We start from the raw sequence: 22,109 nt of genomic DNA, 5'->3' as shown, positions 1-22,109 counted from the left end.
ACCCGGTCGCGGGGTGGCCCGACCCGTACCCTGTCCGCTTGTGACCCGCCGTACCTGGACCCTGTTGCTGAGCGTCCTGCTCGTGCTCGCGCTCGGCCTGACGGGAGGCTTCGTGCGGGTGCCGTACGTGGCGCTCGGCCCCGGACCGACCTACGACACCCTCAGCAAGGTCGGCGGGGTTCCCGTCGTCGAGCTGTCCGGGCACGAGTCCTCGGACTTCGGCGGCCACCTCACCATGACCACGGTCGGCGTGACCGACGGCGTGACCGTCTTCGGCGCACTCGGGCTGTGGGCGGGCGGCAGGTTCGCCCTGGTCCCGCGCGAGGAGGTGTTCCCGCCGGAGAAGTCCAAGCAGGAGGTCGACGCCGAGAACACCAGGGCGTTCCAGATCTCCCAGACCAACGCCGAGGTGGCCGCGCTGCGGTACCTGAAGTACCCGGACAAGGTGGTCGTCACCTCCGTCACCGCGGACGGCCCGTCGGCCAAGGTGATCAACCCGGGCGACCGCATCGTCGCGATCAACGGCCAGCCCGTCGCCACCGCCGAGCAGGTGCGCGCCGCACTGCTGCGGACCAAGCCCGGCGACCAGGTCGCTGTTCGCTATCAGCGCAGCGAGGGCGCCGAGACCACGTCGCAGGTGACCCTCGGCGAACGCCCGGAGAAGGGGCCGGACCGCCCGACCTACGGCTTCCTCGGCATCACCCCGGCCGACCGCCCCTCGCCGGACTTCCAGATCAAGATCAGCCTCAAGGAGGTCGGCGGTCCGTCGGCCGGGCTGATGTTCGCACTGGCCATTGTGGACAAACTGACGCCGGGCAAGCTCAACGGCGGCGCCTCGGTGGCGGGCACCGGCGAGATCGACATCGACGGCAAGGTCGGCGCCATCGGCGGCATCCCGTTCAAGATGCGGGCGGCGAAGGAACAGGGCGCGACCGTGTTCCTGACTCCGGCGGAGAACTGCGTCGAAGCCCGGCAGCGCGCGCCGGAGGGGCTGCGCCTGATCCGGGTGGAGACCCTGGCGGGCGCCGTGGACGCGCTCCAGGCGATGCAGGAGGGTAAGCCGACCCCCGGCTGCTGAACCGGAGGGCGGCTCGCTCTCCGGACTACCGCGCTTCCCCGCCGTGCTGGAAGGTCGAGTGCAGCGCCTCGACCAGGTTCGGCGCGAGATCGGGGTGCTCGATCAGCTCGTCGGCCGACCCCTCGGTGCCGTCACCCTTCAACCGCAGCAGGCAGACGCCGTTCTCCGCACCGCGCACCACGCCCGCGACCAGCCGGGCCTCGCGGCGCAGCGGGTGCTCGGCGATGAACTTCTCCGCGGCGGCCGGATCAGCCTCCTCGTCCGGCAGCTCGGCCTCGGCCTCCGGCGGGAGCATCAGGATCTCCTGCGTCAGCACGCAGCCCGCGACCGCGTCCGGCCACACGATCCTGGCCAGGGTCATCCCGAGGTCGTCGTCGGGCAGCGAGTCCTGGGCGATCGGGGTCAGCATCGCCTCCGGGTCGATGCGCTCGGCCAGCCCCGGCTCCCGCTCGACCAGCTCGGCCGTCGGCACCAGGGCGAACAGCTGCGGCGGCTGGTCCCAGCCCGCGGAGGCGACGAAGTCCTCGACCTCGCGGACCGCCGCGGGCAGTGCCGAGGAGAAGGGTGTGGAGGAGCTTCCGGATTCGGATGGGGATCCCATACGAGCATGTTTTCATCCCCCCATGTGAAGCCCGCCACGGGAACCCGGAAGGGGCCTCGTAGAGTTGGACATATCGGGACGCCTGTCCGCGTCGTCGAACCGTCGCGCTCACGTGCTCCCGTCGCCTGAGGAAACCTCTCCTAGGAGCGTGCCACGTGGCCATGCGGCCCCCGGTCGGAATACCGAAGCTGTCCAAGCGCAGCCGGATCCTGCTCATCATCGGCGCGGTGCTGCTGGCAGTGGTCGTGGCCGCGTCCCGCCTGCTCGGCACCTATGTGAACTGGTTGTGGTTCGGCGAGGTGGGATACCGCTCGGTGTTCAACACCGTGCTGTTCACCCAGATCGGCCTGTTCGCGGCGATGGGTCTGGTGGTCGCGGGTCTGCTGATGCTGAACCTGGCCATCGCCTACCGCGCCCGGCCGGTCTTCGTCCCGGTCAGCGGGCCGGACGACCCGGTGTCCAAGTACCGCTCGGCGATCATCCAGCGGCTGCGCCTCGTCGGGTTCGCGATCCCGGTGGTCGCGTTCATCGCGGCGGGCGTCGCGGCCTCCGCCGACTGGGAGATCGTGCAGAAGTTCCTCAACGGGGAGCGCTTCGGCATCGCCGACCCGGAGTTCGGCATCGACATCGGCTTCTACGCCTTCGACCTGCCGTTCTACACCTGGCTCATCTCCTGGGGCTTCGTGGTCATCGCGGCGTCCTTCGTCGGCGCGCTGGTCACCCACTACATCTTCGGCGGCATCCGGCTGGCCGGTCGCGGCGGCCAGCTCTCCGCGCCCGCGCGGATCCAGCTCGCCGTGCTCGCCGGTCTGTTCGTCCTGCTCTACGCGGCCTCGTACTTCTTCGACCGCTACGAGCTGATGTTCTCCAACCGGAACTCGAACTTCTTCGGAGCGACCTACACCGACCTGCACGCGGTGCTCCCGGCGAAGCTCATCCTCTCCATCATCGCGATCTTCTGCGCGGTGGCCTTCTTCGCCGCGGCGTTCCTGCGCGACCTGAAGATCCCCGCCATCGCCACCGTGCTGCTGGTGCTCTCCAGCCTGCTCGTCGGCGCTGCGTGGCCCGCGCTGCTGGAGCAGTTCTCCGTGCGCCCCAACGCGATCCAGAAGGAAACGCAGTCCATCGAGCGCGCGATCGGGGCCACAAGGGACGCCTACGGGCTGACCCCGGACAAGGTGACCTTCACCGAGTACCCGGGCCGCTCCGAGTCCACCCCGCAGGAGATCCGCAGCAACGCCAACAACCAGGGCACGATCTCCAACGTGCGGCTGCTCGACCCGAACGTGCTCGCCCGCACCTTCACCCAGCAGCAGCAGCGGAAGAACTTCTACGGCTTCGGCGACAAGCTCGACGTGGACCGCTACAAGGTCAACGGACAGCTGCGCGACTACATCGTCGCGGTCCGCGAGATCGACCCGAAGAACCTCGCCGAGAACCAGCAGAACTGGATCAACCGGCACCTGGTGTACACGCACGGCAACGGTTTCGTCGCCGCGCCCGCCAACACCGTGAACTCCGCGCTGCAGGACACCAGCGGCCAGGGCGGCTACCCCGTCTACACGGTCAGCGACACCAGCGGCCAGGGTGACATCAAGGTCCAACAGCCGCGGATCTACTACGGCGAGCTGGCCACCGACTACGCCATCGTCGGCGGCCAGGACGCGGGCAAGGACCGGGAGTACGACACCGACACCGCCGCCTACCGCTACACCGGCGCCGGTGGTGTCTCGCTCGGGAACCTGTTCAACCGCCTGGTGTTCTCCGCCGCCTACGGCGAGCGCAACATCCTGTTCTCCGGCTCCATCGGCGCCGAGTCGAAGATCCTCTACAACCGGGACCCGAAGTCCCGGGTGAAGATGACCGCGCCGTGGCTGACGCTGGACAGCGACCCGTACCCGGCGGTGATCGACGGCAAGGTCAAGTGGATCGTCGACGGCTACACGACGCTGGAGAACTACCCGTACGCGCACCGGACGCAGCTGAGCCAGGCGACGCAGACCTCGCAGGGGGTCCGCCAGCCCGCGCAGATGTTCAGCTACATCCGCAACTCCGTCAAGGCCACGGTCGACGCCTATGACGGCTCGGTGACGCTCTACGCGATCGACGAGAAGGACCCGGTGCTCAAGACCTGGTCCAAGGTCTTCCCCGGCGTCGTGAAGCCCTCCGCTGACATCCCGATGTCGCTGCGCGAGCACTTCCGCTACCCGGAGGACCTGTTCAAGGTCCAGCGCGAACTGCTGGCCAAGTACCACGTGAACCGGCCGGACGCCTTCTACTTGCAGAACGAGTTCTGGGACGTCCCGGACGACCCGACCGACGAGCAGCAGCCCAACGTCCAGCAGCAGCCCCAGCAGCAGCAGCCCGGCGCGCCCACCCAGCAGACCACGCAGGGCGGCAAGCTCCCGCCGTACTACGTGATCGCCCAGGCGCCCGGCCAGGACAAGCCGACCTTCCAGCTCACGAGCGCGCTCACCGGTCTCCGCCGGGAGTTCCTCTCCGCATGGGTGTCGGCCTCCTCCGACCCGGCCGACTACGGGAAGATGACGGTCCTCCAGCTGCCCACGACCACCCAGACCATGGGTCCGGGGCAGATGCAGAACCAGTTCTTCTCGGCCTCCAAGGTCACCGAGGCCCGGACGCTGTTCCAGAACCCCCAGGCCACCGCGGTCAACGGCAACCTGCTGACACTGCCGGTGGCGGGCGGGCTCCTCTACGTGGAGCCCATCTACATCCAGCGCAAGGACAACAACGCCTTCCCGCAGCTGGCCAGGGTGCTGGTCGGCTTCGGCGGCAAGGTCGGGTTCTCCGAGACGCTCGCGGGCGCACTGGAAGAGGTCTTCGGCCGAGGCGCCGGTGACGGCACCACGCAGCCCAACCCCGGCGGCACCCCGCCGCCCGGGGAGAACCCGGGTGGCACCCCGCCGCCCGGCGGCGGAGGCCAGCAGATCACCGCGGAACAGGCCAAGGCGATCCAGGACATCGGAGCCGCCCTCAACCGCCTCCGCGCCGCCACCCAGACCGGCGACTTCGCCGCCATCGGCCAGGCCCAGAAGGACCTGGAAGAGGCGGCCAAGCGCTTCAACCAGAAGTAGTGCTCCAGCCGGTGGCGTCACCCGATTTGCAATCGGAGGACGCCACCGGCTAGGGTTATCTCAACAACGCGGGGTGGAGCAGTTCGGTAGCTCGCTGGGCTCATAATCCAGAGGTCGCAGGTTCAAATCCTGTCCCCGCTACCAATTAGGCAATCCCCGTCCGCAGAAAGCGCGGACGGGGATTGTTCGCATTTGCGCCACGGGGGGCCGAGCCCCCCGGAGCCCCCACGGTGCGGGCTCCGCACCTCTCCAGCGTTGTTGTGTTCCAGCTCACGAGCATGGTGGGTGGGCGCGTCCGCTTCGCGCACGCAAGGGCCTTCGGCCTTCGGCCATTGGGCCCGGGTTCCAGCCTTGACTGGGGTTGGGTGGTCTTCAAGTACTGCGTACCCCCGTCCCAGAGGTCTCTAACGACACCAAACCCCCACTTAGGGCAGGGTTTGGTGTCGTTAGAGATGGAATTGGCGGGGGTAGGGGGTACTTGAAGACCACCCAACCAACCCCGCTGGGACCGGCGGCCGAGGTCGGCTTACCTGGGGTGCGCGTGCCATACGCTCATCGCGGGGGCCGGGTTTCATCCCGTGCCCGCCCGGCAGGCCCTCGGCACGCGCAAGGGGCCCCAGGTCAAGCCGACACCCACGCAACCAGCCGAAACCGCGAAAAAAGGGAACTGATTTGCATAGCGGGACTCGGGTGGGCTAAGGTTTAGACAACGACGCGGGGTGGAGCAGTTCGGTAGCTCGCTGGGCTCATAATCCAGAGGTCGCAGGTTCAAATCCTGTCCCCGCTACCACTTCGAAAGATCCCCCGGCCACTGGCCGGGGGATCTTTTGCTTGTGCCGTGCTACTTCAGGTCACGGACCCAGGCATGGGCGCAGGCGGGGGAGCAGACGCGGCCGTCCCCGGAGATCGCCGTCGAGCGCTTCAGTGACTTCCCGCAGACCATGCACTTGTCCATCGACGCGGGCTTCTTCGTGAGCTGGGTCGGGACGAGTGACTTCGCCCGCTGCTTGACGCCCTCCTTGACCTTGCTCGTGACCTGCTCTCGCTTCTCGACCAACTTCGTCCGGAACCAACTACGGTGCACGGTCGACCTCCCTGCTTCCCTGGCCGATCGGAGGGGCACGCACGCCTACAGGCGAGCCCCAATGCGGCCGATCTTCGGGCCTCGGGCGGCGGGCTCGATAGCCCGGCGGGGGTAAATCCACCGGGTTGGAGCGCGAAAACCCACGTAACGGTCAGTGCCGGTCGCAGAGAGTAAACAGCTGCTCGCCTGGCTCGGGCGCGCTAGGTTGCGGAGCGTGACTCCCGAGACTGTGGTGGGGCTGCTGGCCAGCCCCGAGAGGCTGCGCGTCGTCGCCGCGCTCGTACTGGGCGCGACCTCGATCGCCGAGCTGACCGAGGCGACCGGGCTGGACGCCAAAGCCGTCGGCAAGGCCCTCCGGAAGCTGGAGGACGGCGGCCTGGTGGGACCGGGGTACCGGCTGCGCGCCGAGGTGCTGACCGAGCTGGCGAAGGCGGCGGCACCCGGGGAACAGGCCGACGACCACGGCTACGGCGACTCTGACCCCAGGACGGAGGCGCTGCTGCGCACCTTCGTCAAGGACGGGCGGCTCGTCGGGATGCCCGCCCAGCGCGGACGGCGGCGCGTGCTCTTGGAGCACCTGGTGCAGTCCTTCGAACCGGGTGTGCGGTACCCGGAGAAGGAAGTGAACGTCATCGTGCGCGCGTGGTGCGAGGGCGGCACGGCGGACTACGTCGCTGTGCGGCGCTACCTCATCGACGAAGGTCTGCTGACCCGCGGCGAGGGGGAGTACTGGCGATCGGGCGGCTGGCTGGACGTGCTGCCGGAGGACTAGGGCCCCTAGGACGGGTCGGAGCCGCGGACAGCGGCCCACCACAGCGCGATCGCCGCGGTGACGAGCGTGGCGCCGAACCAGACCGGGAAGCCGCCCGCGTCCAGGTACGCCCAGAACAGGCCGACCAGCGGCGCGGGCATGATGAGCGCCGCGTCCGCGCGGAACTGGCGCAGCGCGCTGCTGGACGCCGCCGTGCGCTCCGCGATGTCCTCACCGGGGCGGACCGGGTTGTCGGTGCGGCGGCCCTGCGGCTCCGTGCGGGCGGTGGCACCGGAGGAGTACAACACCGTGCCCTCGTAGTCCACGGCGAGCAGGCGGTCGGTGCGCGGGTCGCCGTGCACGGAGACCTCGACCGGCGCGGGCATGCCGACCAGGACGGGGTCGTAGTAGACGGGAATCCAACGCTGAGGGCCGGATTCCGTCTCCAGCCACGATCTGGCGATCAGTCCTTTTTGGACACGGACGCGACGGATCACGACCTTGCGGGTTGGCCGCCTGGTGAGGCGTGCGCGCGAGAAGGTGAAGCCGAGGAACACAGCGAGAGCGGCGAACGCGATGACAGCGCTGAAGGACAGTCCGCTCGCCGCACGGTCGAGCTCGGCGAGCAGGACCGCGCCAGGGATCGCCGCGTGCCGCGGATTCGCGGGCTCGTAAGCGACTTCGGTGCGCATGCCCGCGGGCGGGGGCGTCACGGCGAGTTCCACCGGCGCGGTGACCTGCGTGCCGTTCGGCAGCGGCCAGCGCACGTCGACCACGTACTCCCGCACCGCGGTGATCTCACCGACCGCGCGGGCGCTGAGGCTGGTCATCCGCGACTGCGCCGAGTTGTACGAGAGCAGCGACACCGTGGCGATGGCGCCGCACACCGACAACACCAGCACCGTGGTCACCAGGCCGTGCCGGAAGGCGCGGACGCGGAGCGGCGACGGGTTCGTGTTCACCGGAAATCCTGACTGTGAAGCGGAAAAGGGCCCGCGAGCGGAACTCGCGGGCCCTTCCCGAAATACCGACTTACTTCAGGTAGCCGATCTTCTCGTACTCGATGGTGGCGAAGCCGAACGCGCCGTAGTTGGCGAGGTTGGCCTTGACACCGACCGCGTTGGGACGCTGGTAGAGCAGCAGCGAGTGACCGGACTTCCAGATCTCCTCGTCGGCCTTGTTGGCCAGCTCGGCGCGCTTGGCGTCGTCGAGCTCGGCCCGGGCGTCCGCCAGGAGCTTGTTGGTGGTCTCGTTGCCGATGCGGCCGTAGTTCTGCTTGACCGCGTTCGCGTCGTACCCGTAGATCGAGTTCTTGGAGCTGGTCGGGGCGGGCGTGCCGAGCCAGGAGAAGTGCGTGATGTCGAAGTTGCTCTTGTTCACGTACTCCTTGAAGAACAGCTCGGACGGCACGGTCTGGATGTCCACCTTGACGCCGACCGCGGCGAGCATCTGCTGCACCTGCTTGGCCTCGTTCGCGCTGACCTCGACGGCGGTCGGGATCACGTTGCGGATGGCGAGTTCCTTGCCGTCCTTCTTGCGGGTCGCGCCCTCGAGCTTCCAGCCGAGCTCGTCGAGCTCCTTGGCCGCCTGGTCCTTGTTGTACGCCACCAGCTGCGCCTGGTCCTTGTAGTCCTTCAGGCCCTCGACGAAGATGTGGTTGTTCAGCGGCTTGGCGTCCGGGATGATCGCGCCGACCTGCGACTTGGCGATCGTGGTCCGGTCGACGGCCTTCTGGATCGCCAGGCGCAGCTTCGGGTCCTCCAGGATGGAGCCCTTGGCGCCGTTGAACGTGATGTGCCGGAAGTCCGGGGCCAGCGCCTTGCGGATCGCCGCGCCCTGCACCGGCTGAACCTGCTGGAAGGTGCTCACGCTCGGGCCGATGTCGATGTAGTCGATGTCACCGGCCGCGAACGACTGCGCCTGCGAGTCGATGTTGATCTGCCGGAAGATGATCTTCGACAGCTTCGGCTTCTCGCCCCACCACTTGTCGTTGGGCACCAGGGTGATGATCTTGGCGCCGCGGTCGATCGAGTCGAACTTGAACGGACCCGCGGTGACCTGCGGCTTGTCCTTCCAGCCGTCGTTGAACACCTTCGGGTCGCTGTTCGTCGACGCCGGGTACAGCAGCGTGAACAGGGTCCGCCAGTCACCGAACTTCTTCTTGAAGGTGACCTTGACTTCCTGGTCGTTCGCGCCCCGCTCGACCTTCTCGATGTCCTCGTAGCCGGTCGTGGTGGCTCCGACGAACGCCGGGTTGGTCCCGTTCATCGCCTTGAACTGCGCCTCGAAGTCCTTCCACGACAACGGGGTGCCGTCGCTCCAGACCGCCTTCGGGTTCAGCTTGTACTCCACCACCTGGGGCTCGGTGGAGACCAGCTTGCCGGACTCGACGTAGTTCTTGTTCTCGCTGAACTGACCCTGCGAGTCCGCGTTGAACATCGTGGGCATCAACGCGTTCACGATGCGCGCGTTGTCGGCGAGGGTGCCGTTGAGGTGGTTGCGGTTGAACTGGGTGGAGAGCTCGCTGACCGGCCAGCGGAACTCACCACCGTCCTTCAGCTCGCTCGCGGGCTTCACGTTGATGTCGTTGGCGTTGACCTTGCCCTGAAGGTTGTTCGCCGGGTTGCTGCCGCCGCCACCGCACGCCGAGAGCACGAGTGCTCCGGCCGTCAGGGCGGCAAACAGCAACGCTGGTTGCCGTCGCCCTAGCATCACGCCAGTCCTCCACTGCTTACCTAGTCGCCCGCGTTGTTCACCGGGGCGTCGATCAGGTGGACACTACGTCGAACTTTTTCAACTCGCCCAGCACGGACGCATAACACCACATCCGCACTTGTTCACTTGGGGTGTTACACGACCTCGCGGACCTCGGCGTAGTGGCACGCCACCTCGTGGTCGTCGCCGCGGCGCAGTCGCGGAGGGTGCTCGTCCAGACACGCCTGCCGCTTGTCCTCCGGCAGTGCGGCGAACTTGAAGCAGCGCGTCCGGAAGCGGCAGCCGCTCGGCGGGTTGGCCGGGCTCGGCAGGTCACCGGTGAGGATGATCCGCTCGCGCTGCCGCTCCTTGACCGGGTCGGGGATCGGGATCGCCGACAGCAGCGCCTGCGTGTACGGGTGCTCCGGCCTGCCGAAGACCGTGTCCACGTCGCCGATCTCGACGATCTTGCCGAGGTACATGACCGCGACCCGGTCGGCGATGTGCCGCACCACCGACAGGTCGTGCGCGACGAACAGGTACGACAGGCCCATCTTGGCCTTCAGCTCGTCGAGCAGGTTGATCACGCCGGCCTGGATGGACACGTCCAGCGCGGAGACCGGCTCGTCCAGCACGACCAGCTTGGGCTGCAGCGCCAGCGCGCGGGCGATGCCGATGCGCTGCCGCTGGCCGCCGGAGAACTCCGCCGGGTAGCGCGCGGCGTGCTCGGCCCGCAGCCCGACCAGGCTGAGCAGCTCCGGGACCCGCTTCTGGATCTCGGCCTTGCCGAAGCCGTGCACCAGCATCGGTTCGGCGATGATGTCGCTGACCGGCATCCTCGGGTCCAGCGAGGCCATCGGGTCCTGGAAGACCACCTGCATGTCCCGGCGGATGGCCTTGCGGTCCTTCGCCGGGATCTTGCCGACATCGCGGCCCAGCACCGAGATGCTGCCCTGGCTGGGCTTCTCCAGCCCGAGGATCTCCATCAGCGTCGTGGTCTTGCCGCAACCGGACTCGCCGACCAGGCCGAGGGTCTCGCCCTCGCGGATGTCGAAGGTGATGCCGTCCACCGCGTGCACGGTGCCGACCTTGCGGCGCATCACCACGCCCTTGGTCACGGCGAACTGCTTGACCACCTGGTCGACCGAGAGCACGACCTCGCGCTGCTCGCGGGGGATCGCGGCCAGCTTGGGCGGCTCCACCACCTCGGCACCGAAGACCTCGGCCGGGTCGGCGTCGGTCGCCGAGATCTCCGAGCTGCGGATGCACGCGGCGCGGTGCGGATCGACCGAGCCCGCCGCGGTGTCCACAATGGACAGCGGCGGTTCCGCCTCGTCGCACGCGGCGACGTGCATGGGGCAGCGCGGTCCGAACGGGCAGCCCGGCGGCAGCGCCACCAGCGACGGCGGCTGGCCGACGATGGGCACCAGCGGCTGCTTCTCCTCGGCGTCCAGCCGCGGGATCGAGCCGAGCAGGCCCAGCGTGTACGGCATCCGGGGGGCCGAGTAGATCTCCTCGACCACGCCGGACTCCACCGCGCGGCCCGCGTACATCACCAGCAGCTTGTCGGCGAAGCCCGCGACCACCCCGAGGTCGTGGGTGATGATCACGATGCCCGCGCCGGTGACCTCCTGCGCGGTCTTGAGCACCTCGAGGACCTGCGCCTGCACCGTCACGTCCAGCGCCGTGGTCGGCTCGTCCGCGATGATCAGGTCGGGGTCGTTGGCGATGCCCATGGCGATCATCGCGCGCTGGCGCATACCGCCGGAGAACTCGTGCGGGAACGCCTTGGCGCGCTGCGAGGCGTGCGGGATGCCCACCAGGTCCAGCAGTTCGACGGCGCGCTTGGCCGCGGCCTGCTTGGTGGTCTTCCCCTTGCCGTGCACCAGGATCGTCTCCGCGATCTGGTCGCCGACGGTGTAGACCGGCGTCAGCGCGGAGAGCGGGTCCTGGAAGATCATCGCGATCTTCTTGCCGCGGATCCTGGACAGCTCGCGATCGGAGCGGCCGAGCAGTTCCCTGCCCTGGAAGCGGATCGAGCCGGTGATCTTCGCCTGCTGCGGCAGCAGGCCCATCACCGCGAGCGAGGACACCGACTTGCCCGAACCGGACTCGCCGACGATGCCCAGCACCTCACCGGGGCCGACCTGGTAGCTCAGGCCGCGCACGGCCCGCACCCTGCCGTCCTCGCTGGGGAACGACACGTCCAGGTCGGAGACCTCCAGCAGCGGGCCGGACGGCGTCGTGGTGCTCTCGTCGAACTGGATCTCAGTAGTGGTCATCGGTCGTCGTCCTCACGCTTGCGCGCCGTCGCCTGCTCCGCCGCGGCGGGCTGCTCCTGGGCCTCGTCCCGCCGCTTGCGCCGCTTCTTCTTCTCCTTGGCCCTGCCCTTCTTCGAGCTCGGGTCCAGCGCGTCGCGCAGGCCGTCGCCGACGAAGTTCACCGCGAGCACGGCGAGGACCAGCAGGCCGCCGGAGAAGACGAACAGCCAGGGGAAGGTCAGCGACGCGCGCGTGCCGTCGCGGATGAGCGTGCCGAGCGAGACGTCCGGCGGCTGCACGCCGAGGCCGAAGAAGCTCAGGCCCGTCTCGGCGAGCACGGCGCTGCCGACGTTGATCGTGCCGTCGATGATCAGCAGCGAGGCCATGTTCGGCAGGATGTGCTTGCCGATGATCTTCCACGGCTTCTCGCCCATGAACCGGGCGGCCTTGACGAACTCCCGCTCCCGCAGGGTCAGCGTCATCCCCCGGACGATCCGCGCGGTGATCATCCAGTTGAACGCGGCCAGCAGCAGCACGAACCAGAGCCAGTTCTCACCGCGCAGCGACGGGCTGATGATCGCGATGATCAGGAACGACGGCAGCACCAGCAGCAGGTCGACGATCCACATCAGCGTGCGGTCGGACCACTTGCCGAAGTAGCCCGCCGCCGAGCCGACGACCGCGGCGACGAAGGTGGAGATCAGCGCCACCAGCAGGCCGATGGTCAGCGACTTCTGCAGGCCGTGCATGGTCTGGGTGAAGACGTCCTCGCCGATCTGCGTCGTGCCGAACCAGTGGCTGGGGCTCGGCGGCTGCAGGAAGGCGCTGTAGTCCTGGAACTTGTAGTCATACGGCGAGAACATCGGGGAAATGAAGGCCACGGCGTACAGCAGCGCGATGGCGATCAGGCCGGAGACGGCGAGCTTGTTGCGCAGGAACCTGCGCAGGGTCAGCGCGCCGCGCCCGGTCGCCTTGCCGGGCTCCACGGCGGCGTCGACCGGGCTGCCGGTGGCGGCGCCGGTGGTGCCGGTGGAGTCGCCCTCGTTGAGGTTGACGGTCATGGTTCTCCTCCTCCCCTAGACCCGGACGCGCGGATCGAGCGCCGCGTAGAGCACGTCGGACAGCCAGCCGGAGACCAGCACCAGCACGGCGGTGAACAGCGTGACCGTCGCGACGATGTTGGTGTCCTGCTCGTTGATCCCGGTCAGCAGCCAGTCGCCCATGCCGTACCAGGTGAACAGCCGCTCGGTGAACACACCGCCGGTGATCAGCAGGCCGAAGCCGAACGCGAACAGCGTCGCCATCGGGATCAGCGCGGTGCGCAGCCCGTGCTTGAACAGCGCCTTGCTCCTGGAGAGGCCCTTCGCCTGCGCGGTGCGCAGGAAGTCCGAGCCGAGCACGTCCAGCATCGCGCTGCGCTGGTAGCGGCTGTAGAAGGCGATCTGGCCGAGCGCGATGGTCAGCGTCGGCAGGATCAGGTGGTGCAGGCGGTCCAGCAGCATCGCCCACCAGCTGCCCTCGAAGCCCGGTGTGTACTCACCGGTGAACTTCAGGACCGTGACACCCGTTGCGTTGTTCAGTTGCAGCGCGCCGTATTTCAGCAGCGTGCCGAGGAGGAACACCGGGGTGGACAGGATTATGAAGGAGTACAGGGTCGCGAAGTAGTCGCTGAACTTGTACTGCCGGATCGCGCTGACCACACCGAGCAGCACGCCGAGTAGCACGCCGACCAGCGTTCCGAGCAGGAACAGCCGCAGGCTGATGCCCATGCGGCGGCCGAGCTCCTCGGTGATGGGCGCTCCGACGATGGTCTCGCCGAAGTTCCCCTCGGTGACGACTCCGCTGAACCAGGTGAAAAACCGCTGGGGAATCGGCTGATCGAGGTGCAGACTCTTCTCCACCGCGGCGATGGCCGACGGCGGAGGTGGTGGGTTGAGCTCGCGCAGCTTCGTGATGGGGTCGAACGTCAGCGACGCGAGGCTGAACGCGAGGAATGTCGCGACCAGGCACAGCACCACGTAGTTCACCAGCCGGCGCAGCAGGAATCCGATCACCTGCCATGTCCTTTCCCGGACGACGCACTCCCCGCGATCCCCCTTGACCACGCGGAGTGTTTGAAGCCCTTGTCGAGCGGTGACGATAACGCGCACGTCCAGAGTGGTCAGAGCGCCGCTGCGGGCGACTGTCCGTGCTGACACGTGTGTATTCAGTGAGCTGAACCGGATCGACCTGCGGAACTGCGACGGTCCGTTATTGATACGTGACGATTCATCGACTCCGCGCTCAACCCGTTGTGGTCAATACGGTGAATAAGTGAACGTGAATCATCTAGCACATGCGCCCCCGGGCCACCTGTTCGCCGCCTTGATCACAGCGCGCGGTGCCCGCCGCGGCGGCCGTTCCGGGGCCGAACGGGTGATCAACGATCACGTTCGTCCCAGCGGGCCCCGAGGGGCCCTTCAAGCCACAGTGGACAGATGAGCAGACCACTGTGGACAGCGGGGGAAAGCCGTGGCACCGTTGACAAGGTGACTGAACTGAACGCAACTGCGGCGGCGCTGCTCGGCCTGCTGCACGACGGTCCGAAGACGGGCGGCCAGCTGGTCGCGTCCGCTGGGGAGCGCTTCGGTGCGTTCTTCAGCGTCACGCGCAGCCAGGTGTACCGCGAACTCCCCGCGCTCGCCGCGGCCGGGCTGCTGAAGCTCGGCAAACAGGGGCCGCGCTCCAGCCAGCAGTACGTCATCACGCCCTCCGGGAAGAAGGCGTTCAAGACGTGGCTGGCCACCGAGCCCGGTCCCGACCACCTGCGCAGTCCGCTGATCCTGCGGCTGGTGCACGCCGGATCGCTCGCCGGCAAGCAGCGGGTCGCCATGGTCGACTCGGCGAAGCAGGCGTACAACACCAAGCTGGACGAGCTGAAGACGCAGGCCAAGACTGCGGACGACCCGTTCGCCAAGGCGGCGGCGGACTTCGCGGTCGCCCACACCAAGGCCGTGCTCAAGCTCCTCGACGCGGTGCCCACTTCCTGATCTTGTAGCGGGAACTCGACGGGGCCGTCCGCAGTGCGCGGGCGGCCCCTTCTCCGTGCCCGCCCGTATACCGGCAGACGCGGCCCCGGCGATGTCAGTACGATTTCCCGACGTGAACCCGGATGTCGCTGCCGACCTCAAGGACCTCTCCGCAACCCTCGCCGGTGTCGAGGCGGTGATGGACCTGGAGAAGCTGCGCGCGGACGTGGCCGAGCTCGAGGAACAGGCCGGCCTGCCGGACCTCTGGGACGACCAGGAACGAGCCCAGCAGGTCACCAGCCAGCTCGCCTACAAGCAGGCCGACCTGCGCAAGGTCACCGAACTGCGCCAGCGCGTCGAGGACCTGGAGGTCCTCTACGAGCTGGCCGAGGAGGAGGGCGACTCCTCCTCCGTCGAGGAGGCCGACGCCGAGCGGGCCAAGCTGCGCGAGCAGATCTCCTCGCTGGAGGTCCGCACGCTGCTCTCCGGTGAGTACGACGAGCGCGAGGCGCTGGTGACCGTGCGCGCCGAGGCCGGTGGCGTCGACGCCGCCGACTTCGCCGAGATGCTGATGCGGATGTACCTGCGCTGGGCCGAGCGGCACGGCTACCCGACCGACGTCTACGACACCTCCTACGCGGAGGAGGCGGGCATCAAGTCCGCGACCTTCCGCGTCCGCAGCCCCTTCGCCTACGGCACCCTCTCCGTCGAGCAGGGCACCCACCGCCTGGTGCGCATCTCGCCCTTCGACAACCAGGGCCGCCGCCAGACCTCCTTCGCCGGTGTCGAGGTCGTTCCCGTCGTGGAGCAGACCGACCACATCGAGATCGACGAGAAGGAGCTGCGGATCGACGTCTACCGCTCCTCCGGCCCCGGCGGCCAGGGCGTCAACACCACCGACTCCGCCGTCCGCATCACGCACCTGCCCAGCGGCATCGTGGTGTCCTGCCAGAACGAGCGCTCGCAGCTGCAGAACAAGGCCACCGCGATGGGCGTGCTGATGGCGAAGCTGCTGGAGCGCAAGCGCCAGGAGGAGCGGGCCAAGATGGACGCGCTCAAGGGCGACAGCGGCTCCAGTTGGGGCAACCAGATGCGCTCCTACGTGCTGCACCCGTACCAGATGGTCAAGGACCTGCGCACCGAGCACGAGGTCGGCAACCCCAGCAACGTGCTCGACGGCGAGATCGACGACTTCCTGGAGGCAGGCATCCGCTGGCGCCGCCAGTCCGCCGCCGACGCGTCCTGATCCCAGCGAGTCCCCTCACCGGTAATCCTTGGTGAGGGGACTTCGTGTCCGGCTACGCGCTGTGGCGGAAGACCGCGTTTTCCAGGCGTTTCACGCGTTGCGCCAGATCCTCCGAGCCCGTGCGCTTCTCTTCGATCCAGCTACGGATGAGCGCGGTGTGCTTGACGTGGCTCTTCTCCGCCTCGCCGCGTACCCAGTCCAGCAGCGACTTGGGTAGCCGCAGCGACGTGCTGACCATGGGGTCGGGGTCGCGCTCGCCGCCCGGATGCCACGTCCCGTGCTCCATGTCGGCCGAGAAGTCGTGCGAGTCGGCGTACTCGGCGATTTCCTCAAGTCTGTTCTTCATGGTGCTCACCGTCCCTTCCGCCGGAACGTGCGGCGTTCGCTGATGGTCATGTCCCGAGCGGTCGCGACATAGTCCCGCCCGTCCAAAGCGTCCACAAGCACGATCAACAGGTGTCGACCCGAGTTCGTCGTCCCGAACCAGTACGTGACGTCGTCCTTACCGGGCAGCAGCAGGTAGGGCCGACCATGCACGGCCTGCTCGACCTCGTCCGGAGTCACCCCATGTCGGGCTATGTGGTCCTCGGACTGCTCGGTCCAACGAATCTCCCTCACGTGACCAACGTACCCCAACGTACCCCAACGTATGCGGAATGTATAGAGTTGTGCCGCGCGCAAGCGCACACCCGCGCGGCTGCGTCCCCCTGCCGGGGGAAGCGGCCACGCGTGCTCAAACGGGGTGTCACCAGCCGCGACACGCCGACTACCCGTTTGTCGGCTTGCGGCGAACACCTGTCACACACCCGGTGGGTAAACTCGCGCCTCGTGATCCGGCTCGAACACGTGTCCAAGGTCTACAAGACCTCGACCCGACCCGCGCTCGACGATGTCTCGGTGAACGTGGACAAGGGCGAGTTCGTGTTCCTCATCGGACCGTCAGGCTCAGGCAAGTCCACGTTCCTGCGGTTGCTGCTGCGCGAGGAGGTGCCCTCCAAGGGCACCCTGGTCGTCGCGGACTGGAACGTCGGACGGCTCTCCCGGCGACGGGTGCCCCGGCTGCGCCAGCGCATCGGCTGCGTCTTCCAGGACTTCCGCCTGCTGGCCAACAAGACGGTCGAGGAGAACGTCGGCTTCGCGCTGGAGGTGATCGGCAAGCCGAGGCACACCATCAAGAAGGTGGTGCCCGAGGTGCTGGAGCTGGTCGGCCTCGAGGGCAAGGCGGACCGGATGCCGCACGAGCTCTCCGGTGGTGAACAGCAGCGCGTCGCCATCGCGCGCGCGTTCGTCAACCGGCCGCTGCTGCTGCTGGCCGACGAGCCGACGGGAAACCTGGACCCGGACACCAGCCAGGACATCATGCTGCTGCTGGAGCGGATCAACCGCACCGGCACGACCGTGCTGATGGCGACGCACGACCACTCCATCGTTGACGCGATGCGCAGGCGGGTCGTCGAGCTGCACCTCGGCAAGGTCGTCCGCGACGACGCCAGGGGCGTCTACGGGGTCGGCCGCTGACCGGCCCGGCCCCCGCCAGCCTCCCTTTCGCCAGCCACCACTAGGAGCACCACTCCCGATGCGCGCCAGTTTCGTGTTCAGCGAGGTCATCACCGGTCTACGCCGGAACATCACGATGACCATCGCGATGATCCTCACGACCGCGATCTCGCTCGGCCTGCTCGGCGGTGGTCTGCTCATCGTGCGGCTGATCGACAACACCGAGAAGCTCTACTACGACAAGGTCGAGGTCTCGGTCTTCCTGACCAACGACGTCAGCGCCTCCGACCTGCAGTGCCAGCAGCAGATCTGCTCGGGCCTGCGGCAGTCGCTGGACAACAACGCGATCGTCGAGGACGTCGTCTACCAGAACCGCGAGGACGCCTACACGCGGTTCAAGGAGATCTTCTCGGCGCAGCCGGAGCTGGTGAAGCTGACCCGCCCGGAGTCGCTGCCCGCCTCGTTCCGGGTCAAGCTCAAGGACCCGCAGCGCTTCGACGCGATCTCCAAGGAGTACACGGGCAAGGTCGGCGTGCTCCGCGTCGTCGACCAGGACGTGCTGCTGAACCAGCTCTTCGAGTTCTTCGGCAGCTTCCGCAACGCCACCTTCGCCGTCGCGCTGGTCCAGGCCCTCGCCGCGCTGCTGCTGATCTCCAACACCATCCAGGTCTCCGCGTTCACCAGGCGGACCGAGGTGGGGATCATGCGGCTGGTCGGCGCGACCCGGTGGTACACCCAGCTGCCGTTCCTCATCGAGGCGGTGGTCGCCGGTCTCACCGGTGCGATCCTCGCGCTCGCCGGCCTGTTCTTCGCCAAGGGCACGTTCGTCGACGACGTGCTCAAGGCGCCGATCGAGGCCAACATCATCGCGCCGCTGGGCTACGCCGACGTCTTCCAGGTCTCGCTGCTGCTGTTCCCGATCGGCGCGGTCATCTCGGCGATCACCGGCTACGTGACGCTGCGCCTGTACGTGCGGCTCTAATCGCTTCCGCAGGCCACGTAACATTGTTGCCATGGCCAAGGAACGCGGCGAGAAGGTGATCGCGCAGAACCGCAGGGCGCGGCACAACTACACCGTCCTCGACACCTACGAGGCCGGTGTCGCCCTGGTGGGGACCGAGGTCAAGAGCCTGCGCGCGGGCAAGGCATCGCTGGTCGACGCCTACGCCTCCGTCGACGACGGCGAGGTGTGGCTGCGCAACGTCCACATCGCCGAGTACCACTGGGGCACGTGGACCAACCACGAGCCGCGGCGGAAGCGGAAGCTGTTGCTGCACCGGGCCGAGATCGAGCGGCTGATCGGCAAGACCAAGGAGAGCGGCCTCTCCCTGGTGCCGATGTCGATGTACTTCAAGGACGGCAAGGTCAAGGTCGAGCTCGCCCTCGCGCGCGGCAACAAGGCGCACGACAAGCGGCACATCCTGGCCAAGAAGACCGCGGACCGCGAGATGGCGAAGGCGATCGGCAGGGCCCGCAAGGGATACCGCGACTGATGCCGCGCTCGGACGCCGAGGTCGCCGCCTGGGTGCGCGATCTCGGCCTGCCCGGCCTGGTCGACCTGCACGTGCACTTCCTGCCGGAACGCGTGCTCGCCAAGGTGTGGGCCTACTTCGACCACGCCAGCGAGCACTACGGCGTGAACTGGTCGATCCACTACCGCACGGGCGAGCGGGAGCGCGTCGAGGTGCTGCGCTCGCTGGGCGTCCGCGCGTTCGCGCCGCTGGTCTACCCGCACAAGCCCGGGATGGCCGCGTGGCTCAACGACTGGGCGGGGGAGTTCGCCGCCGGGGTGCCCGAAGCCGTTGCCACGGCGACGTTCTACCCCGAGCCTGAGGCGGATTCCTACGTCCGCAAAGCCATCGAGTCGGGTGTGCGCTGCTTCAAGTCACACGTGCAGGTGGGCGATTTCGACCCGCGTGATGAGCTGTTGCGGCCGGTCTGGGGCCAGCTCGCCGATGCCGGGGTGCCCGTGGTCGTCCACTGTGGACACGGTCCGATCCCCGGTACGCACACCGGGCTGGACGTGTTCGAGGCCGTGCTGCGCGAACACCCCCGGCTCGTCGCGGTCATCGCGCACGCGGGGATGCCGGAGTTCGACCACGCGCTGCGCCTGGTGGAGCAGTGGCCCGGCGTGCACCTGGACACCACGATGGTCGGCGTCGACTTCACCACCGCGATGTGCCCGCTGCCGCCGGACTGGACGGCGCGCCTGGCCGACCTGCCCGGCCGGATCGCGCTGGGCACCGACTTCCCGAACATCCCGTACGCGTACGCGGAACAGCTGCGCGCCATCGCGAGCTGGGCGGAGGCCGACGACCGGCTTGGTGCCGGCTTCCTCCGCGCGGTCCTGCACGACACGCCCGCGCGGCTGCTGGGGCTCTAGAAACCCCTAGGAAACCCTTGGCAGCGCGGGATCTCGCGCCAGCTCCATCGCGAAGTGGTGGGTCAACCGGGACAACGCGAACCGGTGCGGGTTCCCGTCGTCGTCGACCCGCCTGACGAGGTGCCGGTCCAGCAACTGGTCCAGGCTGCGCTCCGCGTGCCCGGCCGACGTGCCGAGCAGGGAGGCCAGCACCGACACGGTGAACTCGACCGAGCTCAGGGTGCCGAGGCGGCGCAGCGCGGTCTTGCCGATCAGGTCCAGCTCGCCGTAGCAGGAGGTGAACCGGGCGCGCACGGACTCGTCTCCGGCGACCAGCTCGTCGAGTGGGTTGCACGCCGAGACCAGGCGTCGCGCGGTCTCCTGGAGCGACCGTCCGCTCGCGCGCACGGCGGCGATCCGGACGGCCACCGGGAGGTGGTCGCAGGCGTCGGCGATGAACTCGGCGTACTGGACGGCATCCGGCTCGGCCGCCGCCTCGGCGCGCCCGAGCAGCACCTGTGCGCTCTCCCCGGACCGGAACCCGCCGAGCTCGACCAGCTCGGCCGAGTCCAGCCCGAGCAGTCGTCCGCGCGCCGTCACGATCGCCGCCGACCTGGGAGAACCCGGGAGCAGTGAACGAACCTGCGATTCGTTCGCGGCATTGTCCAGCACGATGAGCACCGATCGGTCGGCCACGAGCGTGCGGTAGAGCGCCTGCTGTTCGCACCGTTCGGCGGGCAGGTCCGCCGGGGCGCAGCCGAGCGCCCTGAGGATGTGCCCCAGCGCGTCCCCGCCGTTGTGCTCGGCCAGGTCGACGTAGAGCTGGCCGTCGGGGAAGCTCGTCGCGGCCAGGTGCGCCGCCCTGATCGCGAGCGCGCTCTTGCCGACCCCGGCCGCCCCGGTCAGCACCAGCAGCGGCCAGCCGCCGGAGGTCGCCCTGGCCAGCCCGCTGCCGAGCGTGGTCAGCTGGGCCTGCCGCCCGACGAAGTCGGAGAGGCCGCGCGGCAGCTGGCGCGGAACGATCTTCTTGGTCGTCGCCGGGCTCCGGGGCCGGGCGCCGGTGGGGAAGCCCGTGGCCTTGCCGGAGAGCACCGCCTGGTGCGCGCGCGTCAGGTTCGCGCCGGGGGCGATGCCGAGCTCGGAGGCGAGCAGCTGCCTGCCGTGGTCGTACACCGCGAGCGCCTCGGTCTTGCGTTCGCCGAGCATCAGCGCGGTCATCAGCTGTGCGCGGAACTGCTCGTGCAGCGGATGCGCTCGGACCAGGCAGAACAGCTCGTCGACCACGTCGGTGTGCCGGCCTGCGCGCAGGTCGGCCTCGATCCGGGCCTCCTCCGCGGCCAGCCGCCGTTCGCGCCACGCCTCGGCCTGCCGATTCAAGAACTCGACATCGGGGAGATCGGCAAATGGCTCACCGCGCCACAAGGACATTGAATCGCGGAGCGTCTGTGCTGCCCGTTCGGCATCGCCGGTAGTCAATTCCGTTCGGCCCCGGGCGAAAAGTTCGTTAAAACGGTCGATGTCGAGCTCGCCGGGATTGACCACGAGGCGGTATCCGGCGTGTTCGAGGTGCAGTCGGTCCGGTGCTCCGGCGGCCGCAAACGCCTTGCGGACTTGGTAGACATAAACCTGAATATTTTTTCGCGCGGACCGCGGTGGGTTCTCCCCCCAGAGCGCCTCGATCAGCGCATCGGTGGAAAACGCCTGGCCAGCGCGGCAGAGAAGGGCGGCGGCGAGCGCGCGTTGTTTGGGTGCACCAAGCTCGACCCGTCCCTGCGGACCGATGATCTCCAGTGCCCCCAGCACCCGGAAGTCCATCACTTGCACCATTCAGTTGTGACCCGGACGAGTTAATGCTTCACCATCAAGTTAACCCTCTTGTGAACACCTTGCAAGCAGGGCGTTATAGCGTTTCCATACCCAACCTAAACCGGGTGAACGCAAGCTCTTTCGTGTTAGCTCACATGAGCTGAACGTCACAACTGGAGGAGCCTGAACATGGGGTCTATGACGTTCGTCAAGCGTGCTGCCGCGGTGCTCTCGATCACCCTGGCGGTCTTCGGCACGGCGGCTGGGGCCGCCACCGCCGCACCGGCCACCACCGCTTCCGGTGATGTCTCCGCCATGGCGGAGTGGTCGAAGAAGTTCAGCAGGGAAACCACGCAGGGCCTGTACGCCGCGGTGATCACCGGCGGTGCCCTCGCCGGTAGCGGTGCCTGCGTGAAGGTCGTGCCGGGCCTGTTCAAGGTCGCCTGCCCGGTGTTCGGCGCCTTCGTCGCCAACTACTTCGTCAACCGGCCGCCCGCCGGCCGCTGCCTGCAGGTCAAGCTCACCACCAAGCCGTCGGCCAGCGCCAAGTACGTGACGTGCTGAACCAGCGGTAATCCCCCTCGGCCCCGGCCCGCGGCGCGCGCACACGCCACGGACCGGGGCCG

20 protein-coding genes and 2 tRNA genes are annotated in these 22,109 nt (G+C 68.2%); 12 read left to right on the top strand and 10 right to left on the bottom strand.

Annotated features, from left to right (window positions below):
* The first annotated feature begins 40 nt into the window (after positions 1–40).
* Positions 41–1,078, top strand: a complete 1,038-nt coding sequence (locus NLX83_RS04505) for a YlbL family protein (RefSeq protein ID WP_254233599.1) — start codon at positions 41–43, stop codon at positions 1,076–1,078.
* Positions 1,079–1,103: 25 nt separating this feature from the next.
* Here the strand turns inward: NLX83_RS04505 and NLX83_RS04500 are convergent, their stop codons facing one another.
* Positions 1,104–1,679 (bottom strand): PPA1309 family protein, encoded by a 576-nt coding sequence (locus NLX83_RS04500; protein ID WP_254233598.1) that lies wholly within the window; start codon positions 1,677–1,679, stop codon positions 1,104–1,106.
* A gap of 161 nt (positions 1,680–1,840) precedes the next feature.
* Here NLX83_RS04500 and NLX83_RS04495 point away from each other — a divergent pair, with 161 nt between their 5' ends.
* From NLX83_RS04495 to NLX83_RS04485, 3 genes are all read left to right on the top strand, one after another.
* A complete protein-coding gene (locus tag NLX83_RS04495) occupies positions 1,841–4,774 on the top strand; it encodes a UPF0182 family protein (protein ID WP_256563327.1) in 2,934 nt (977 codons plus the stop codon).
* A 67-nt stretch (positions 4,775–4,841) separates the two neighbouring features.
* Positions 4,842–4,918: transfer RNA gene (locus NLX83_RS04490), tRNA-Met, on the top strand.
* Positions 4,919–5,487: 569 nt separating this feature from the next.
* A tRNA-Met gene (locus NLX83_RS04485) sits at positions 5,488–5,564 on the top strand.
* A 51-nt stretch (positions 5,565–5,615) separates the two neighbouring features.
* On the opposite strand, the gene NLX83_RS04480 is transcribed toward NLX83_RS04485, so the two are convergent.
* Positions 5,616–5,858 carry a hypothetical protein gene (locus NLX83_RS04480; RefSeq protein ID WP_254233597.1) on the bottom strand — a complete coding sequence of 81 codons (243 nt, stop codon included), beginning with the start codon at positions 5,856–5,858 and terminating at the stop codon, positions 5,616–5,618.
* 214 nt (positions 5,859–6,072) lie between these two features.
* On the opposite strand from NLX83_RS04480, the gene NLX83_RS04475 reads away from it, so the two are divergent.
* The gene (locus NLX83_RS04475; RefSeq protein ID WP_254233596.1) at positions 6,073–6,630 is read left to right on the top strand and encodes a DUF2087 domain-containing protein; all 558 of its coding nucleotides are present in this window, start codon (positions 6,073–6,075) and stop codon (positions 6,628–6,630) included.
* Positions 6,631–6,635: 5 nt separating this feature from the next.
* On the opposite strand, the gene NLX83_RS04470 is transcribed toward NLX83_RS04475, so the two are convergent.
* From NLX83_RS04470 to NLX83_RS04450, 5 genes are all read right to left on the bottom strand, one after another.
* Positions 6,636–7,571 (bottom strand): DUF3592 domain-containing protein, encoded by a 936-nt coding sequence (locus tag NLX83_RS04470; RefSeq protein ID WP_254233595.1) that lies wholly within the window; start codon positions 7,569–7,571, stop codon positions 6,636–6,638.
* A gap of 70 nt (positions 7,572–7,641) precedes the next feature.
* Complete coding sequence (locus tag NLX83_RS04465; RefSeq protein WP_254233594.1) at positions 7,642–9,321, bottom strand: ABC transporter family substrate-binding protein; 1,680 nt, start codon at positions 9,319–9,321, stop codon at positions 7,642–7,644.
* 137 nt (positions 9,322–9,458) lie between these two features.
* On the bottom strand, positions 9,459–11,585 hold the full coding sequence (locus NLX83_RS04460; protein WP_254233593.1) for a dipeptide ABC transporter ATP-binding protein: 2,127 nt from the start codon (positions 11,583–11,585) through the stop codon (positions 9,459–9,461).
* The gene (locus NLX83_RS04455; protein WP_254233592.1) at positions 11,582–12,625 is read right to left on the bottom strand and encodes an ABC transporter permease; all 1,044 of its coding nucleotides are present in this window, start codon (positions 12,623–12,625) and stop codon (positions 11,582–11,584) included. The genes NLX83_RS04460 and NLX83_RS04455 overlap by 4 nt, the downstream gene beginning before the upstream one ends.
* A 15-nt stretch (positions 12,626–12,640) precedes the next feature.
* Positions 12,641–13,618, bottom strand: coding sequence for an ABC transporter permease (locus NLX83_RS04450; RefSeq protein WP_254233591.1), 978 nt, complete (start codon positions 13,616–13,618; stop codon positions 12,641–12,643).
* A gap of 474 nt (positions 13,619–14,092) precedes the next feature.
* On the opposite strand from NLX83_RS04450, the gene NLX83_RS04445 reads away from it, so the two are divergent.
* Both NLX83_RS04445 and prfB read left to right on the top strand, forming a co-directional pair.
* On the top strand, positions 14,093–14,593 hold the full coding sequence (locus tag NLX83_RS04445) for a helix-turn-helix transcriptional regulator (RefSeq protein ID WP_254233590.1): 501 nt from the start codon (positions 14,093–14,095) through the stop codon (positions 14,591–14,593).
* 112 nt (positions 14,594–14,705) lie between these two features.
* The gene (gene prfB / locus NLX83_RS04440; RefSeq protein WP_254233589.1) at positions 14,706–15,818 is read left to right on the top strand and encodes a peptide chain release factor 2; all 1,113 of its coding nucleotides are present in this window, start codon (positions 14,706–14,708) and stop codon (positions 15,816–15,818) included.
* Positions 15,819–15,870: 52 nt separating this feature from the next.
* Here the strand turns inward: prfB and NLX83_RS04435 are convergent, their stop codons facing one another.
* The gene (locus NLX83_RS04435; RefSeq protein WP_254233588.1) at positions 15,871–16,164 is read right to left on the bottom strand and encodes a BrnA antitoxin family protein; all 294 of its coding nucleotides are present in this window, start codon (positions 16,162–16,164) and stop codon (positions 15,871–15,873) included.
* A gap of 5 nt (positions 16,165–16,169) precedes the next feature.
* The gene (locus NLX83_RS04430; protein WP_254233587.1) at positions 16,170–16,436 is read right to left on the bottom strand and encodes a hypothetical protein; all 267 of its coding nucleotides are present in this window, start codon (positions 16,434–16,436) and stop codon (positions 16,170–16,172) included.
* Positions 16,437–16,646: 210 nt separating this feature from the next.
* Here NLX83_RS04430 and ftsE point away from each other — a divergent pair, with 210 nt between their 5' ends.
* Genes ftsE through NLX83_RS04410 form a run of 4 tightly spaced genes read left to right on the top strand, consistent with a single transcriptional unit; the run spans position 16,647 to position 19,698 of the window.
* On the top strand, positions 16,647–17,336 hold the full coding sequence (ftsE, locus tag NLX83_RS04425) for a cell division ATP-binding protein FtsE (RefSeq protein ID WP_254233586.1): 690 nt from the start codon (positions 16,647–16,649) through the stop codon (positions 17,334–17,336).
* Positions 17,337–17,394: 58 nt separating this feature from the next.
* Positions 17,395–18,297, top strand: coding sequence for a permease-like cell division protein FtsX (gene ftsX / locus NLX83_RS04420; protein ID WP_254233585.1), 903 nt, complete (start codon positions 17,395–17,397; stop codon positions 18,295–18,297).
* Between the two features lie 31 nt (positions 18,298–18,328).
* Entirely contained in the window at positions 18,329–18,808 is a 480-nt protein-coding gene (gene smpB / locus NLX83_RS04415; RefSeq protein ID WP_086821415.1) for an SsrA-binding protein SmpB, read from the top strand.
* Complete coding sequence (locus tag NLX83_RS04410) at positions 18,808–19,698, top strand: amidohydrolase family protein (protein ID WP_254233584.1); 891 nt, start codon at positions 18,808–18,810, stop codon at positions 19,696–19,698. Before smpB ends, NLX83_RS04410 begins: the two co-directional genes overlap by 1 nt.
* A 6-nt stretch (positions 19,699–19,704) precedes the next feature.
* Here NLX83_RS04410 and NLX83_RS04405 read toward each other — a convergent pair whose 3' ends face one another.
* The gene (locus tag NLX83_RS04405) at positions 19,705–21,492 is read right to left on the bottom strand and encodes an AfsR/SARP family transcriptional regulator (RefSeq protein ID WP_254233583.1); all 1,788 of its coding nucleotides are present in this window, start codon (positions 21,490–21,492) and stop codon (positions 19,705–19,707) included.
* A 189-nt stretch (positions 21,493–21,681) separates the two neighbouring features.
* Between NLX83_RS04405 and NLX83_RS04400 the strand changes: the two genes are divergently transcribed.
* Positions 21,682–22,047 (top strand): hypothetical protein, encoded by a 366-nt coding sequence (locus tag NLX83_RS04400; protein ID WP_254233582.1) that lies wholly within the window; start codon positions 21,682–21,684, stop codon positions 22,045–22,047.
* Positions 22,048–22,109: the final 62 nt, after the last annotated feature.

The organism is Allokutzneria sp. A3M-2-11 16, assembly GCF_024213555.1.
GTDB lineage: Bacteria > Actinomycetota > Actinomycetes > Mycobacteriales > Pseudonocardiaceae > Allokutzneria.
Note: the sequence above shows the minus strand (reverse complement) of the source record. Positions and strands in the feature narration are given on the sequence as shown.

What these genes read in the sequence shown, in the direction of transcription:
- NLX83_RS04465 (WP_254233594.1), bottom strand. Translation starts at nt 9,321, where the DNA reads ATGCTAGGGCGACGGCAACCAGCGTTGCTGTTTGCCGCCCTGACGGCC.
- NLX83_RS04405 (WP_254233583.1), bottom strand. Translation starts at nt 21,492, where the DNA reads ATGGACTTCCGGGTGCTGGGGGCACTGGAGATCATCGGTCCGCAGGGA.
- NLX83_RS04500 (WP_254233598.1), bottom strand. Translation starts at nt 1,679, where the DNA reads ATGGGATCCCCATCCGAATCCGGAAGCTCCTCCACACCCTTCTCCTCG.
- NLX83_RS04435 (WP_254233588.1), bottom strand. Translation starts at nt 16,164, where the DNA reads ATGAAGAACAGACTTGAGGAAATCGCCGAGTACGCCGACTCGCACGAC.
- ftsX (WP_254233585.1), top strand. Translation starts at nt 17,395, where the DNA reads ATGCGCGCCAGTTTCGTGTTCAGCGAGGTCATCACCGGTCTACGCCGG.
- NLX83_RS04460 (WP_254233593.1), bottom strand. Translation starts at nt 11,585, where the DNA reads ATGACCACTACTGAGATCCAGTTCGACGAGAGCACCACGACGCCGTCC.
- NLX83_RS04410 (WP_254233584.1), top strand. Translation starts at nt 18,808, where the DNA reads ATGCCGCGCTCGGACGCCGAGGTCGCCGCCTGGGTGCGCGATCTCGGC.
- NLX83_RS04400 (WP_254233582.1), top strand. Translation starts at nt 21,682, where the DNA reads ATGACGTTCGTCAAGCGTGCTGCCGCGGTGCTCTCGATCACCCTGGCG.
- smpB (WP_086821415.1), top strand. Translation starts at nt 18,329, where the DNA reads ATGGCCAAGGAACGCGGCGAGAAGGTGATCGCGCAGAACCGCAGGGCG.
- NLX83_RS04495 (WP_256563327.1), top strand. Translation starts at nt 1,841, where the DNA reads ATGCGGCCCCCGGTCGGAATACCGAAGCTGTCCAAGCGCAGCCGGATC.
- NLX83_RS04455 (WP_254233592.1), bottom strand. Translation starts at nt 12,625, where the DNA reads ATGACCGTCAACCTCAACGAGGGCGACTCCACCGGCACCACCGGCGCC.